This is a genomic window from Aeromonas veronii (genome assembly GCF_040215105.1).
GTDB lineage: Bacteria > Pseudomonadota > Gammaproteobacteria > Enterobacterales > Aeromonadaceae > Aeromonas > Aeromonas veronii_G.
Genome location: NZ_CP157875.1, coordinates 3,175,250 through 3,189,130, shown reverse-complemented (window position 1 = coordinate 3,189,130; position 13,881 = coordinate 3,175,250). Strand labels below are relative to the sequence as shown.

Annotated in this window: 12 protein-coding genes; 3 read left to right on the top strand and 9 right to left on the bottom strand. The window is 60.5% G+C overall.

All coding sequences use genetic code 11. The annotated features are described in order from the left end of the window. Positions 1-216 precede the first annotated feature (216 nt). The 5 genes from ABNP46_RS14595 to malI all read right to left on the bottom strand — a co-directional run bounded on the left by ABNP46_RS14595 (position 217) and on the right by malI (position 5,973). Positions 217-2,124: a PTS fructose transporter subunit IIABC gene (locus tag ABNP46_RS14595; protein ID WP_349918744.1), complete on the bottom strand. Its 1,908-nt coding sequence runs from the start codon at positions 2,122-2,124 to the stop codon at positions 217-219. 637 nt (positions 2,125-2,761) lie between these two features. After that, a complete protein-coding gene (locus ABNP46_RS14590; protein WP_349918742.1) occupies positions 2,762-3,538 on the bottom strand; it encodes a phosphotransferase family protein in 777 nt (258 codons plus the stop codon). Further along, positions 3,535-4,008, bottom strand: a complete 474-nt coding sequence (locus ABNP46_RS14585; protein ID WP_349918741.1) for an AAA family ATPase — start codon at positions 4,006-4,008, stop codon at positions 3,535-3,537. Before ABNP46_RS14585 ends, ABNP46_RS14590 begins: the two co-directional genes overlap by 4 nt. 57 nt (positions 4,009-4,065) lie before the next feature. Then, entirely contained in the window at positions 4,066-4,491 is a 426-nt protein-coding gene (locus ABNP46_RS14580) for a CopD family protein (RefSeq protein ID WP_349918740.1), read from the bottom strand. Between the two features lie 444 nt (positions 4,492-4,935). Then, positions 4,936-5,973 (bottom strand): Mal regulon transcriptional regulator MalI, encoded by a 1,038-nt coding sequence (gene malI / locus ABNP46_RS14575; RefSeq protein WP_349918739.1) that lies wholly within the window; start codon positions 5,971-5,973, stop codon positions 4,936-4,938. A gap of 280 nt (positions 5,974-6,253) precedes the next feature. On the opposite strand from malI, the gene malX reads away from it, so the two are divergent. Further along, positions 6,254-7,825, top strand: a complete 1,572-nt coding sequence (malX, locus tag ABNP46_RS14570; protein ID WP_349918738.1) for a maltose/glucose-specific PTS transporter subunit IIBC — start codon at positions 6,254-6,256, stop codon at positions 7,823-7,825. A gap of 89 nt (positions 7,826-7,914) precedes the next feature. Next, positions 7,915-9,105, top strand: a complete 1,191-nt coding sequence (locus ABNP46_RS14565; protein ID WP_349918737.1) for a MalY/PatB family protein — start codon at positions 7,915-7,917, stop codon at positions 9,103-9,105. Between the two features lie 31 nt (positions 9,106-9,136). Here the strand turns inward: ABNP46_RS14565 and ABNP46_RS14560 are convergent, their stop codons facing one another. The 3 genes from ABNP46_RS14560 to ABNP46_RS14550 all read right to left on the bottom strand — a co-directional run bounded on the left by ABNP46_RS14560 (position 9,137) and on the right by ABNP46_RS14550 (position 12,506). Beyond that, positions 9,137-9,934 carry a hypothetical protein gene (locus ABNP46_RS14560; protein WP_349918735.1) on the bottom strand — a complete coding sequence of 266 codons (798 nt, stop codon included), beginning with the start codon at positions 9,932-9,934 and terminating at the stop codon, positions 9,137-9,139. 88 nt (positions 9,935-10,022) lie between these two features. Next, the gene (locus ABNP46_RS14555) at positions 10,023-10,313 is read right to left on the bottom strand and encodes a hypothetical protein (RefSeq protein WP_349918733.1); all 291 of its coding nucleotides are present in this window, start codon (positions 10,311-10,313) and stop codon (positions 10,023-10,025) included. 294 nt (positions 10,314-10,607) lie between these two features. Next, positions 10,608-12,506 carry a PTS fructose transporter subunit EIIC gene (locus ABNP46_RS14550; RefSeq protein ID WP_349918731.1) on the bottom strand — a complete coding sequence of 633 codons (1,899 nt, stop codon included), beginning with the start codon at positions 12,504-12,506 and terminating at the stop codon, positions 10,608-10,610. A gap of 534 nt (positions 12,507-13,040) precedes the next feature. On the opposite strand from ABNP46_RS14550, the gene ABNP46_RS14545 reads away from it, so the two are divergent. Further along, the gene (locus ABNP46_RS14545; RefSeq protein WP_349918730.1) at positions 13,041-13,190 is read left to right on the top strand and encodes a hypothetical protein; all 150 of its coding nucleotides are present in this window, start codon (positions 13,041-13,043) and stop codon (positions 13,188-13,190) included. Between the two features lie 133 nt (positions 13,191-13,323). Here ABNP46_RS14545 and ABNP46_RS14540 read toward each other — a convergent pair whose 3' ends face one another. Next, positions 13,324-13,872, bottom strand: a complete 549-nt coding sequence (locus ABNP46_RS14540) for a YgjV family protein (RefSeq protein WP_349918729.1) — start codon at positions 13,870-13,872, stop codon at positions 13,324-13,326. Positions 13,873-13,881 lie beyond the last annotated feature (9 nt).

Genomic DNA, 13,881 nt, shown 5'->3' with positions numbered 1-13,881 from the left:
TTTCCTAGTTTGGCGGTGTTCGCCCCTGAACTGTGAAGGGGATCACGGCAAGAGTGGGCGGCAGGGGACGCGGCGGCAGGGAGGCGGGATGGTCAATGTGATGACGGAGGGCTGGCTTGGCAGGAGATGAACAAACGCTGTGACTAGAAACAAGAAGAGGCCACCTTGGGGTGGCCTCTTTGCGTCTTGTGATGCTTTCTTGCAGTAAAGAGGGGATCAGGCGGCCTTGGCCAGCGCGCTTTCATTCGTCTTCTTCATCCGCAGCTTTTTCAGGGCAACCGCCACCACACCGGTAACGATGGCGCCGCAGATCATGCAGAGCAGGGCCAGCAGCGGCTTGTTGACTGCACCCAGCAGAGCCACGATGGGGCCACCGTGGGCCACGCTGTTGGTGATGCCGAACAGGAAGGCCATGACGGCGGCGGTCATGCTGCCCAGCATGTTGGCCGGAATGACGGCGAGCGGGTCACGGGCAGCGAACGGAATGGCCCCCTCGGAGATCCCCACCAGGCCCATGGCACCGGCGGCCTTGCCTGCCTCTATTTCGGTTTCATCGAAGATGCCGAGTTTGTGACCGAGCACGGTGGCGAGCGACATGCCAAGGGGCGCGGCCGGGATGGCGCAGGCCATGGCCCCCATGAACTGGGTCTGGCCGGAGGCAATCATGCCCACGGAGAACAGGAAGGCCACCTTGTTGACCGGGCCGCCCATGTCAAAGCCCGCCATGCCACCGAGCACGATACCGAGCAGCACCAGGCTGCCGCCGCTCATGGAGAGCAGCATGGCGTTAAGGCCCGTCATCATGTCGGCGATGGGGGCACCGATGATGAAGATGAAGACGGCGGCGATAAAGAGCGAACCGATGATGGGGGCGATGAGGATCGGCACCAGCGGCTGCACCATCTTGTGGTACTGGCGGGTCGCGATCCAGCGCACCAGATAACCGACCAGCAGGCCCGCGATGATGGCACCGATGAAGCCGGTCCCGGCATCGGCGCCGTAGAAGCTGCCGTTGTTGGCAATCCAGCCGCCGATAAAGCCGGGGGCCAGGGCCGGTCGGTCACCGATGGCGTAGGCGATGTAACCGGCGAGGATGGGGATCATCAGGGTGAAGGCGGCGACGCCTACGTTGAGGATCTGGTTCCACATGCTGCCTGCCGGGATCTGCATGCCGCTCGGGGTCGGATTGCCGCCGATGGCGAGTGCCAGGGCGATCAGCAAGCCCCCGGTCACCACGAAGGGGATCATGTGGGAGACGCCGTTCATCAGATAGCGGTAAAGATCCGAGGTGCCACCGGCGCTCTTCTCCTCGCTCTTGCGCTCATCCTTGTCCGCCACGTAGGCGGGGGCCTTGAGGGCCTGCTCGATCAGCCCCTTGCCATCCTTGATGGGAGCCTTGACCCCGGTCTTGATGAGCGGCTTGCCGTTGAAGCGCGCCATGTCCACCTGCTTGTCGCAGGCCACGACGATGGCGCTGGCGCGGGCGATGTCGGCCGCACTCGGGCTGTTCTTGACGCCGATGGAGCCGTTGGTCTCCACCTTCACCTCAAAGCCGAGCTCCTTGGCGGCGCGCTCCAGGGATTCCGCCGCCAGATAGGTGTGGGCGATGCCGGCCGGGCAGCCGGTGACGCCGATGATGAGGCCCTTGTCGGCAGCCGGAGCGGCTACCGTCTCTTCCTTCTTCTCGAGCAAGAGCGCCAGCGCCTCGGCCGGGGTCTTGGCGGCCAGCAGGGCGTCGATAAAGCCCTCTTCAATCAGCTTGGCGGAGAGTTCGGCCAGCACCTCGATGTGGTGGTTGGCGCCGCCCGCCGGGGAGGCAATCATGAAGAACAGGCGGGATGGCTTGCCATCCTCGGCGCCGTAGTCGATGCCGGTGCGGCTGATGCCGATGGCCACCGCCGGGGTGCTCACCGCCGCGCTCTTGGCGTGGGGCAGGGCCACCCCTTCCTCGAAACCTGTGTTGTCCAGCGCTTCCCGGGCCCACAAGTCCTTGATGAACTGCTGCTCGTCGCTGACCTTGCCTTGCGCCGCCAGCAGGCGGGCCATCTCGCTGAAGACCTCCTCCTTGCGGCTGGCCTTTAAATCGAGCGCGATCAGCTGCTCGTTGATAAGGGTGGTGATCATGGCGTTCTCCCCGCTCCTCGCTGGAGCCTGTTGGCATCGTTTCCCGGGTGACCACGACAGGTGCTACCCCGGGACATGCAGACAAATTTGACCCTCCTATTATGGTGGGGGCGTGACCTTCTCCCTATCGGACAAAGCTGCGAAATACTGGATTTTTGTGCGATGTCATCTTGAGTGTGACCCCGATCTCACAGCAGACCAGTCGATAAGATGGGCCTGCATTCAACATGATGATGTTTTTTTATTTTTAAAAAATCATAGTTTTGCGATTTTTCACTCCAACGTGATTGTGTGGTGGCGTATGCTGTTATCCAGCCCGTAACAGGTGCTAACCTGTAAATTTGTGAGGTGAAAAGAAGGAACTTGGTGTGAGCTGTCGCACATAAATGGCGGTGGTGGGGCACGTGATAAGGGGAGGCAGGCGAGGGGATAGGTGGAAAAATGGGTTGAGCCATTGGTGCCAGATAGTCCGCCACAGCGCGCGAGTGAAACCACAGGAATTGGCCCCGTAGGGTGCAATGAACGGAGTGAATTGCACCGCTTGTTTGAGCTGAATGTGTGGTGGAGAGGGGATGGCTGAAAAGATAGAGGTGATAACGCGAATGTACGAATACGCTGCGCTATTCGAGTCTATGGATTACACGATATGTGCAACCGACTCCAGCCAGTGGGGAACTTGTTGCCGATACCACTCCAGATATTGCTGTGCCTGCGGCTTCGCCCTTCTGGTCAGCAGATTAGTGACCTCAATAATCAGCCAGCACTTGGCTATGACGAGATGACGTAGCAACCGGTCACCTGAGAGAAGCGAACTGTGGCGAAGATAATGCTCAATGATGGCTTCATACTCCGCCAGTGAACCCATCCGTGGCACCAGAGGGGCCAGATCGATGGCCGGACTGCCATAACCAAACCGCTCCCAGTCAAACAACACCAGCTGGCCATTGTCACGGGTGCCCCAGTTGCCCTGATTGCTATCTCCCGAAATCAGGCATGATTCCTCGAATAGTTCGTTGCCAACTTGCTGGATATGGTGGATCTGCTCGTTGGTCGCTTCCGGCAGGCAGAGTACAGAGAGCGCCTCGTCGGTGTCGGCGAGCGGCCAGCCGTGCTTTTTCACCGCAAAGTCGGGCTGATAGTTGGTGTTGTGTAGGCTGGCCAGCTGAACAAAGGTCTGCTCGTTGTGGTTCAACTGCGTGAGTGTAACTGGATGAGGGATCTGCTCAAGGAACAGGGTCTCCTCCTCGACCTTGAGCAGAGCAGGTGTGTTGAGCCCGCTCAAATGGGAGGCTGCGTATTGGTAGAAATGGCGTTCGACCGCTGATGCGCCGCTTTTTCTGATACAGGGCTTGCCATCCAGCAGCTGGATATTTACCGAAGCGCTCCCCATCTCTGCCAGCTCCTGTTGTGTCATCCAGTCCCCTGTGGGCTATGAATAGCCAGTTGTGTGAGATAGCTATCTACCTCTTGGCGGGTGGTGAAATGGTGCTTGTCGCTTGGGCATCGTTCAAACAGCTCGCGATGGGATTGGCGGAAGCTTTTACTGGCTTGCGGCTCATACTCCGATGCCCAGACCAGCAGTTGTTGAAAATTCTCCTCAACGGCGATGGTATCGCGTTGCCTAGCGCTTTGCGAGCCGCGTGATAGCAGTGAATCCCGACAGACTGACCAGTCGAGATCGAGAAAGAGCAGGAGATCGGCGGTATTAAGCAACGGCTCGGCCAGGGTACCAAATACCCCTTCGCCTACCCAGGATGGCTCTTGGACCAGCACTTTAGTGACAAGGTCGCTCTCATCTTGTGGCCGTTTTTGATTAAACCCACCCGACAGCCAGACAATGGCGTCCAGATTAGCCTCGCGGATAGTTAGTGAATGGCGCGCCATCAGGTCTCTCCTCCTGGCTATCCCATCGAGGTCGCCGTCACCGGTTTGATGCCCTCATCAATAGAACCAACCGGTCCTGAACGATACACCCGTGATGACAAACAGGATGGAGATAATGGTCACCGGGATGATATGCCAGGCCATGATGGTGAGGTTTTTCTCGGACAGGTTTGGAATGACGCGAAACCTCGCACTCAGTGCGAAGCAGAGCGTCAAGGCGAGCAGCGACAGTTTCAACAGGATCGGGTGGGCGACGGGATTGGAAAAATCCAGCCACTGGCTGACATCCGGCAGCATTCTATGGGCCAGAAACAGACCCGTTATCACCTGGATGATCAGGGCCGGCATGCCGATTTTTTCGTAAACGGATTCGAACTCCAATAGTCTGGCGGGTGAGCGCTCCCTCAATACCCTTGGTAGTACGACCACCGACAGCACTATGTGGCCGCCAGTCCAGACGGTGGCCGCGAGTATATGTAACAACAGTGCCAATCCGTACATTCCTTCCTCCGGTGATGCAACGTCAATGCGCCGCGCCCTTCATATCAGGCTCTGACTGGACCTCAGTGGGATGCCGAGGGTGTTTGAGGCAATATCCTTGTCCTGCAGGTGAGCGAACAAAACATGCCAATCAATGGCATGATTTCCCAAAACCCGGCGCCGCACCCTGCTCAAGATCAATGAATCCTCCCAATGCCGCTGTTCTTTGCTGTGACAAGGGGATGGCGTCGGTGGGTCGGATGGCGAGGAGACATATCAGCGGCACCGTCTTGGCCAGGGTCAGCCGCCCCGTCTCCGGGTGCCCTTCCTGATGCTGACCTTCCCATGGTGGCCTTGCTTGGCAATATCCGCTATCGGTGCTGGCTCAAGGGGCAGGGAAGGTATCAGGGGGGCGGACGTGCCGATGATGGCCTCAGCCGTTCAAGCTCAGGCCGATTCCCGCTTCTGCAGGCTGGGGGTGATGATATGGCGATTGGGGACGAGCTCGGGTTGCTGCATGCGGGCCAGCAGACGGCGGGCAGCCTGGCGGCCAATCTCCCGGGCCGGGGAGTCGACGAAGGTGAGGGCGGGGGAGCTGAGCTCGGCCTCGGCAATGTCGTCAAAGCCGAGCAGAGCTACCTGCTGGCCGATGTAGTTGTCCTTGCCCACAGTGCGCCCGCTCGCCTCCACCCCGTAGATGCCGCCGAGGGCAACCTCGGGGTAGTGGCAGAGGATGGCGGTTACCTTGGGGTGCTGGTGCAGCAGCTGGGCGATGGTGTCGGCGGCGCTGCGCTGGGTGCGATCGCACTCCAATACCCACTCGGGTTTGAACGGCAATCCGTATTGCAACAGGCTGGCGCAGTAGCCGCCGATCCGCTCGGCCCGGGTCAGGGAGTCCGCGCGCCCCCCCACGTAGGCGATATGGCGATGGCCCTGCTCGATGAGGTAGGTGGCGGCCTGCTGGGCGGCATGGGTGTTGTCCGGGCCGATGAAATCCACGTCGTCGCGATAGTAGGAGCGGGCGGCGCACACCACGGGCAGCTGGGAATCGATGAGTGCCTGCAAGGTCTTGGCGGCGGCGCCGCGCACCGGGTTGAAGATGATGCCGGCCACCCCCTGGCGCGACAGAGACTGGATGCTCTGCTGCAGTCGCTCCGGGCTGTGGCCGCACTGGGTCAGAAACAGCAGATAACCCTGCTGCTCCAGCACCTCGCTCACCCCGGCGGTCACCTCGGTATAGAAGGGATCCGTGATGTCCCGCAGGATCAGCCCCACCAGGTTGGAGTGCTGGCTGCGCAGGTTGGCGGCGGCGCTGTTGGGCACATAATCGAGTTGGCTGATGGCCTGCTGCACCCGCTCTGCGGTAGCCGGTGAGATGCGCCCCTTGCCCCGCAGCACCATGGAGACTGTGGTGACCGAGACCCCCGCCAGCTGGGCCACGTCGGTGATCTTGGCATTCTTGGATGGCAGTGGTTTGAGCGACATAGGCGAGGGCATGGGACGATAGGAGAGCCGATAGGCACAGCATACCCGCACAAGGAGGGGAGTAAAACGTTACAGCACGCGGGGAGGGATCTGCCTCACAGATCTGGCGACGGTGACGTTTATGGCGGTGAAATTGTGATCTTGTCGCGGATTTTGAGTTGATAAAACGTTTTATCATCTGCAAAACCTGATGCGATCCCTCTTCCTCCGTCCAGTGCTTGTGACGGATAGGCGCAGGGGAGGCACAGGACCTGACCTTTACTTCACAAGGATTAGACAGATGGCCAAGTCCCCCGCCAAATCCACGATCTGGGAGTTCCTGCAGAGCCTCGGCAAGACCTTTATGCTGCCGGTCGCCCTGCTCGCCTTCTCCGGTATCCTGCTCGGTGTCGGCAGCTCACTCACCAGCGATGCGGTGAAGCAGAGCATGCCCTTCCTGGATCACACCGTGCTGCAACTGCTGTTCCTCTGGATGACCAAGGTGGGGCTGGTGGCCTTCATCTACCTGCCGGTGATGTTCGCAGTGGCGATCCCGTTAGGCCTCGCCCGTGAAGAGAAGGGGGTGGCGGCCTTCGCCGGTTTCGTCGGCTACGCGGCCCTGAACCTCTCCATCAACTTCTATCTGACCGTGGTGAACGTCATCGGTGACGCCGCGGCGGAGAAGGCCTACGGAGTGAAATCCATACTTGGCATCAGCTCCATCGACACCGGGATCCTCGGGGCCATCATAGTCGGGGTCATCGTCGCCAAGCTCCACGCCCGCTTCTACACCTACAAGATGCCAGATGCCCTGGCCTTCTTCGGCGGTGCCCGCTTCGTGCCCATCATCACCGCCATCGTGCTGGGGGTGGTCGGCCTGGTGGTACCACTGGTCTGGCCCTGGTTTGCCGCCGGCATCAACGGCATCGGCGCCGTCATCTCCCACGCCGGCCCCTTCGGCCCCTTCCTGTTCGGTACCGGTGAGCGCCTGCTGCTGCCCCTCGGTCTGCACCACATCCTGGTGGCGCTCATTCGCTTCACCGAGGCCGGTGGTACCCAGCTGGTCTGTGGCAACGAGGTGAGCGGGGCCCTCAACATCTTCTACTCCGAGCTCTCCTGCGCCGATACCACCCAGTTCTCGGTGTCGGCCACCTCCTTCCTCTCCCAGGGCAAGATGCCGGCCTTCCTCGGCGGCCTGCCGGGCGCGGCCCTCGCCATGTATCACTGCGCCCGTCCGGAGAATCGCGGCAAGATCAAGGCGCTGCTGGTCTCCGGCGTGGTGGCCTGCGTCATCGGCGGGATCACCGAGCCGCTCGAGTTCCTGTTCCTGTTCGTCGCTCCCGTGCTCTACGTCGTGCACGCCATCCTGACGGGTCTGGGCTTCATGACCATGGGGCTGCTCGGCGTCACCATCGGCAACACCGACGGCAACCTCATCGACTTCCTGGTGTTCGGCGTGCTGCAGGGCACAGCCACCAAGTGGTATCTGGTGCCCGTGGTGGCGGCCATCTGGTTCGCGGTCTACTACGGGGTATTCCGTTTCGCCATCGTGCGCTTCAACCTGAAAACCCCGGGCCGCGAGATCGAGAGCAACGACGCGCCGCAACCGGCCGGCAAGAAGGCAGGCAGCAGCGGCTACAACGGGGAGGTCATCCTCAATGCCCTGGGGGGCGCGGACAACATACTCGCGCTGGACAACTGCATCACCCGGCTGCGGATGTCGGTGCAGGACATGAGCCGGGTCGACGACAAGCTGCTCAAAGCCAACGGCGCCATCGGGGTGATCAAGCTCGACGAGCACAACCTGCAGGTGGTCATCGGCCCTCAGGTTCACCTGGTGAAAAACCAGCTGCAGAGCCTGATGGAGACCTGAGCCATCGTCATCATCCATGACATCGGGGGCCGAGGCCCCCTTGTCCATGACGCCTGATTATTCATCCCATCGATGGAGAATGAAAATCCATGCACCAGATTTATGACTTCGAGCGGGAGGTCGACCGCCACGGCACCTACTGCACCCAGTGGGACTATGTGGCAGACCGATTCGGTCATGCCGATCTGCTCCCCTTTACCATCTCCGACATGGATCTGGAGACGGCCCCCTGCATTCGCACCACGTTGGCCAACCGGCTGGAACACGGAGTATTTGGCTACAGCCGCTGGAACCACGACGACTTCAAGGGCGCGGTCTGCGACTGGTTCGCTCGCCGCCACGGCGCCGAACTGAACGCCGACACCCTGGTCTACGGACCCTCCGTCATCTATATCATCGCCCAGCTGATCCTCCTCTGGTCCAGGCCGGGGGATGGCGTGCTGGTACACACCCCGGCCTACGACGCCTTCGGCAACATGCTCGGCGCCAACGACCGGGTGCTGCTCCCGTGCCCGCTGCAACAGCGGGAGGGAAACCATGAGATCGACTGGGCATGCTTCGAACGCCAGGCGGCCCGCCCGGATTGCCGCATCCTGCTGCTGTGCAACCCTCACAACCCCACGGGTCGGGTCTGGACGCGAGAAGAGCTGGGGCGGATGGCAACGGTCTGCCAGCGCCACGGGGTGCGGGTCATCTCGGATGACATCCACATGGACATGAGCTTCGTCCCCTATGTGCCTTGGAGCGAGGTGGCCCAGGGGGATGATTGGGCTCTGGTGAGTTCGGGCTCCAAATCCTTCAATATCCCGGCCCTTGGCGGCGCCTATGCATTTGTACCCAATCGAGAGGTGCGGGATTATTACTTGCGCCGCCTCAAGGCCGCCCACGGTCTCTCATCCCCCCCCATCCTCGGGGTGCTGGCCCATATCAGCGCCTATCGAGACGGCGATGAGTGGCTCGACGCCTTGAAAATCCACCTGCATGACAACTTGAGCCGGGTGGCCACGCGGCTCAACGCCGCCTTTCCCGCCATCGACTACAAGGTGCCCGAGGGGACCTACCTCGCCTGGATTGACCTGAGTAGCCTTGGCATCGACTCGGCAGAGCAGATGGATGTGCTGCAGAGCCTGCTGGTGGAAAAGTACCGGGTCGCCATCATGCGTGGCGACACCTATGGCCCCGAGGGGCGCGGTTTTATCCGCCTCAACGTCGGCTGCTCGCGCAAGAAGCTCGACAAGGGGCTGGACGCCCTGATCGGCGCCCTCACCGAGTTGTCATGAGCGGGATGGCGTGAGTAACGAAACGGGTCACTTAAGGGTGGCCCGTTTCGTTTGGGGTTGATGGCTTCGAGCGGTAACGGGTCTGCTCTATCTGATCGAAGCGCAGGATAAGGGTATCGCCTCCCTTGAGGCGATAGGCGCAGTGAGAGCCGTTGCAGGCGATGCGGATATGGGGCTCATCTCCCAGCAGGGGCGACTGGCTATGGGCCTCGCTCTCTGGCCACTTGCCTTGCGTTAGGTTAGTGATCTGGTTGCGGGCCAGCTCTTCACCCATGGGCTTGGTGTATTCGGATGCCCAGACAACCAGCAGGGGAGGAAGAATAAAAAGTGCAAATTTTAAGTAAGTGCTTTTTAGCCAAATCAAGCAATTAAAGGTAAAGGGGGCTGGATAGTTGTGAGCGATTTTTCCTCCCTTCAGCACCATGGGGAGCAGAACAAAAAAGCGAATAACCAACCAGGAGATCGCCAGTCGCCACTTCACTTTGAAAAAGAAAAATGTGAGTACGGCGAATAGCCCTCCAACTGTCATCACCAGAGGAAGTACATAAGGTAAGAACAGTTTGAGCAGCAGGTAAAACCCATAAAAGAGAGTGACATCCGCTGGCTGAGAGAATTCGGTATCTTCGAGTCCGAACTGACTCAGATAACCGTGGTAGTAACGCATCCCGACAAAGTACACAGCCGCCGTCAACAGAGGGATGAGTGCGCACAGGATGCCGACGAAACTCAGCATTCCTCCTTTTTCCTCATCCTCACTTTTGGTTGCCCGTAACTCTTGCAGATGTTTTTTAAGCCATCTCCGCTTCAGGGCTGTGAGATCTTGCGTCATTGCTTTCCATCTCTATTAGTCCGAGTTTTCGTGGGTTCAAGCACCACATTCAGTGATATTGCTTTGACTGAGGGATGTTTAAGGCCATTCACCTGGGCTCTTCGGTGCGAAACAGTACCTTGCCGCAGGAAAGGCCGGTGTGGCGATAGCGAGGATCCGGCCAGCCAGCCTGGGGGTGGCCGACAACCTTGTCCGAGCCGCAGGCGCAGCAGCGGGCATTCAGCGTATCGTCGGTGGCACAGTCGGGGTGGGCCTCCAGATAATCGGCGCGAGTGGGCAGGCGTTGCCAGTCGGGGTGGGCGTGGCGCGTGTTCCAAAAATGCACGGCATAGAGGGTGCCCCCCATGGCGAGCAGACCCAGCAACAGCATGAGATCCATGGATGACTCCGAAGTGGGAAAGGCGTGGTGTCTGTGGGCCTATCTTAACGAGTCGGCACCATGGGCAGCCATCCCCACTTGGGTCAATCCCATTGCCTTGGGGGCGCTTGTGGCACCACCCGAACGGCAAGGCAAAACGAGGCAGGGGGCACCGTATCCTGATGGTCTCCTAGGCCTGCTACCGAGGGGTCTGTGGTTGAGCTATCGATGGGGAATACAGCGCAACATCGACTAGAAAGGGGCCCAGGGGCCCCTTATTAGTCTCAACGGGTTATCACAATCACCTGGGGTTTATCAGGCCACCTTGCTGCTGCCAGCCAGGGTCTGGGCCAGTAATCCATCTGGATTATGGATAGCATCCTTGGTCTTGACATCGATTATCTCGATATTAGTGAAGCGCTCCCGGTTCTTGATGGCCACGTCGTGGGCCAGGATGACGCAGCGGGCGTTGGCCACGTCCTTTGCCGTGATGCGGTTGATGATGCCGTTGGCGCCCTGGGTCTCCACTTTGAGCTTGACTCCCGCCTTGGCCGCCGCCTTTTGCAGGCTCTTGGCGGCGAGGAAGGTGTGGGCCACGCCGGAGGGGCAGGCCGTGATGGCGAGCACCTCGGCTTCCCCTTCCGCTTCGATGGCCTGGTAGTCGGTGTCGGCCACGGTCACGTCATCTTGTTCGGTCACCGGCTTTTTCAGCAGGTTGACGATGACGGCCGTGGTGAGGGCGCCGAGCAGGGTGCCAAGGATATAGCCCATCTTGCCTTCCACCACCGGCAGCACTATCCAGCCGCCCCAGGGGGCGTGGTTGATGCTGTGCATCATGAAGCCGGTGATGTTGCCGACGATGCCGCCCGCGACGATGGCCGGGATGACCCGCACCGGATCGGCGGCGGCGAACGGGATGGCCCCCTCGCTGATGCCGATCATGCCCATGATGGCGGCTGCCTTGCCCGCTTCACGCTCTTCCTTCTTGTAGCGTTTGGGGGAGAGCAGGGTGGCCAGGGCCATGCCGAGCGGCGGCACGCAGATGGCGATGCCGACGCCCCCCATCAGCCAGGGCTGGGTGTTGACTTGGGTCTGGGCGAACAGGGTGGCGACCTTGTTGACCGGGCCGCCCATGTCAAAGGCGGTCATGCCGCCCAGGATGGCGCCAAGCATCACCTTGCCGGAGCCCGCCATGCTGGAGAGCCAGTGGTTCATTCCCTCCATCATGGCGGCGATGGGCGCACCGATGACCCACATGACGATGCCGCACACCAGGAAGGTGCCGATGAGCGGATAGATGAAGATGGAGCCGAGCGAACTCATGGAGTCCGGCAATTTGATGCGCTTGAGCTGATTGACGATGAGCCCGGCGATGAAGCCCACCAGGATGGCGCCGAGAAAACCGGTGTGGAACTGCTGTACCGCAATCCAGGAGCCGATCATGCCGGGGGCCAGACCCGGCTTGTCCGCCATGGAGTAGGCGATGTAGCCGCCGAGCACGGCGGTGAACAGGGTGAGCCCCGCGATGCCCATGTCGGCCATGTCCTTGAGCACCCCAGCCTCGGGCACGGCCCCTTTGCCACTCATCATGACCGAGAGCGACAGCAGCACGCCCCCCGCGACGATGAAGGGGATCATGTGGGAGGTACCAAACAGCAGGTGTTGCTTCAAGGTATTGAGTTGGGCCTTGATGCCGCGATCGGCCGGCTCCGGGGTGTGCTGGGCCGGCTTGGGGCTGGCCTGGGTTTGAGCGGGCCGGGCGGCGGGGGTCTTGGCCGAGAGCAGGGCCAACACCTCAGCCTTGCTGGTGGCTTCCTGCATCTGCGGGATGAAGCCGGGTTCGAGCAGCCTGGTGGAGAGCTCGGCCAGCACCTCGATATGGTGGTTGGCGGCGCCGGTCGGGGAGGCAATCATGAAGAACAGGCGGGAGGGCAGCCCATCCTCTGCGCCAAAATCGATCCCCTGGCGGCTGATGCCGACGACGATGGCCGGTTGCAGCACCGCCTCGCTCTTGGCGTGGGGCAGGGCGACACCTTGTTCGAAGCCGGTGTTGCCAAGGTTTTCCCGTGCCCAGAGATCGCGCACGAAATTCTCCTGATCACTGATTTTTCCGGCTTTTTTCAGCTGGGCCGCCAGTTCGCTGAACAGTCCCTGCTTGTCGGTGGCGGCAAGGTCGAGGCAGATCAGTCCTTCATCTATCAAGGTGGTGAGCATAAGAGTCTCCTGGCTTCGTCATGAGGCCGTCTTGAGGGCAAGTGTTTGGCCTGGCTATTGTTTCGCCATTGCCTTGTGGCGGGAATCGGATAAATGTGCCGTTTACTGGAGTTTTGTATCATTCCCTGCCGGCTGTGACCGGGGTCGCATTTTGAGCGTTTATCGAAATGGCGATTGTGGAGTGTAAATGCAGTTTAAAAACAATTGGTTACTTGTTGTTTGCGAGACAGTAGGGAAGGCGCTCGCGACGTTGATGAATGGGTGACGACGGCGGAGTCTGGAGATTTGTGCGGCTCACCGGTGGGGGAAAATGTGAGCTGGCTTTCAAAACGAAGGGGCTTTCCGTGAGGAGGTTCCGTGTGGCCCATGTCGGCAGGAAAATGCATTTATAACCAATTTTTAGATTGAATTATCCACTATCAATCGGTAATTTCCTTGAACCTTTGGAGCGACGACAGAGTCGAAACGAGGGAGCAGGTTGGCCAAACAGTGCCGTCAGCCAGTGTGTAACCCGAGATGTAAGGAGACATCCTGATGGAAAAACTTGACCAAGAAGTCGACATCATGCGCGAAGAGTTCAAGCAACAGGAGCGCAAGCAGGCCAATGACAAGTGGCAGGCCAGGGTCGATGAGCTGCAGCGGGAGCGCGCCGAAGCGTCCCAGCCGGAGACGGCAGAACACTAGTCCGGTGATGGCCCGTACGGGTCACCCATCAGGCTGATAATCAAACCCCCACCGCCCGCGAGGACGGTGGGGGTTTTCTATGGGGCCTATGCTGCGTGCGTCTCGAGCCTTACCCGGGCGCCATGAGTCGGGATCAGCCGGCGCTTGGGACCGGCTGGCGCCACATGCGGTACATGGTGTGGCAGTTGACGAACAGGAAGCTCAGCTCGATCAGGCTGCCGCCGATGGAGCCTATCAGTATGTTGTGGCTGGTCCAGCACAGGCCGCCCGCCAGCATGGAGAGCCGAAGCCCTATGCCCTTCGCCCGGAACAGCCCCCAGGTGCCGATGGTGGTGCCTATGATGGGCAGCCACTGCTCCGGGCTGTGTATCCCCGGAATGCCGAGAGCCCACACCAGCACCAGGAAGAACACCATGACCCAGACGCTGCGAGTGCGTCCGGAGACCAGGGTGCGCGCACAACTGAGCCCGGCGCTGAGGGCCGCGGTATTTGCCCCCATCAGCAGGAAATGGAGGACGATGGCCCCCTGATAGAGGCAGAGCCGCAGCCGAAAGCGTGCGTCGTCCCGCTGCCGGAAGGCGCTGATCCCGACCAGCATGGCGGCGAGGCCGATGCCTTGCGCCAGGGGTTGCTGCTCGAACAGGGTCCAGAGCGGGGTCAGCCAGTGGCCATCCATCATCATGAGAGGCTC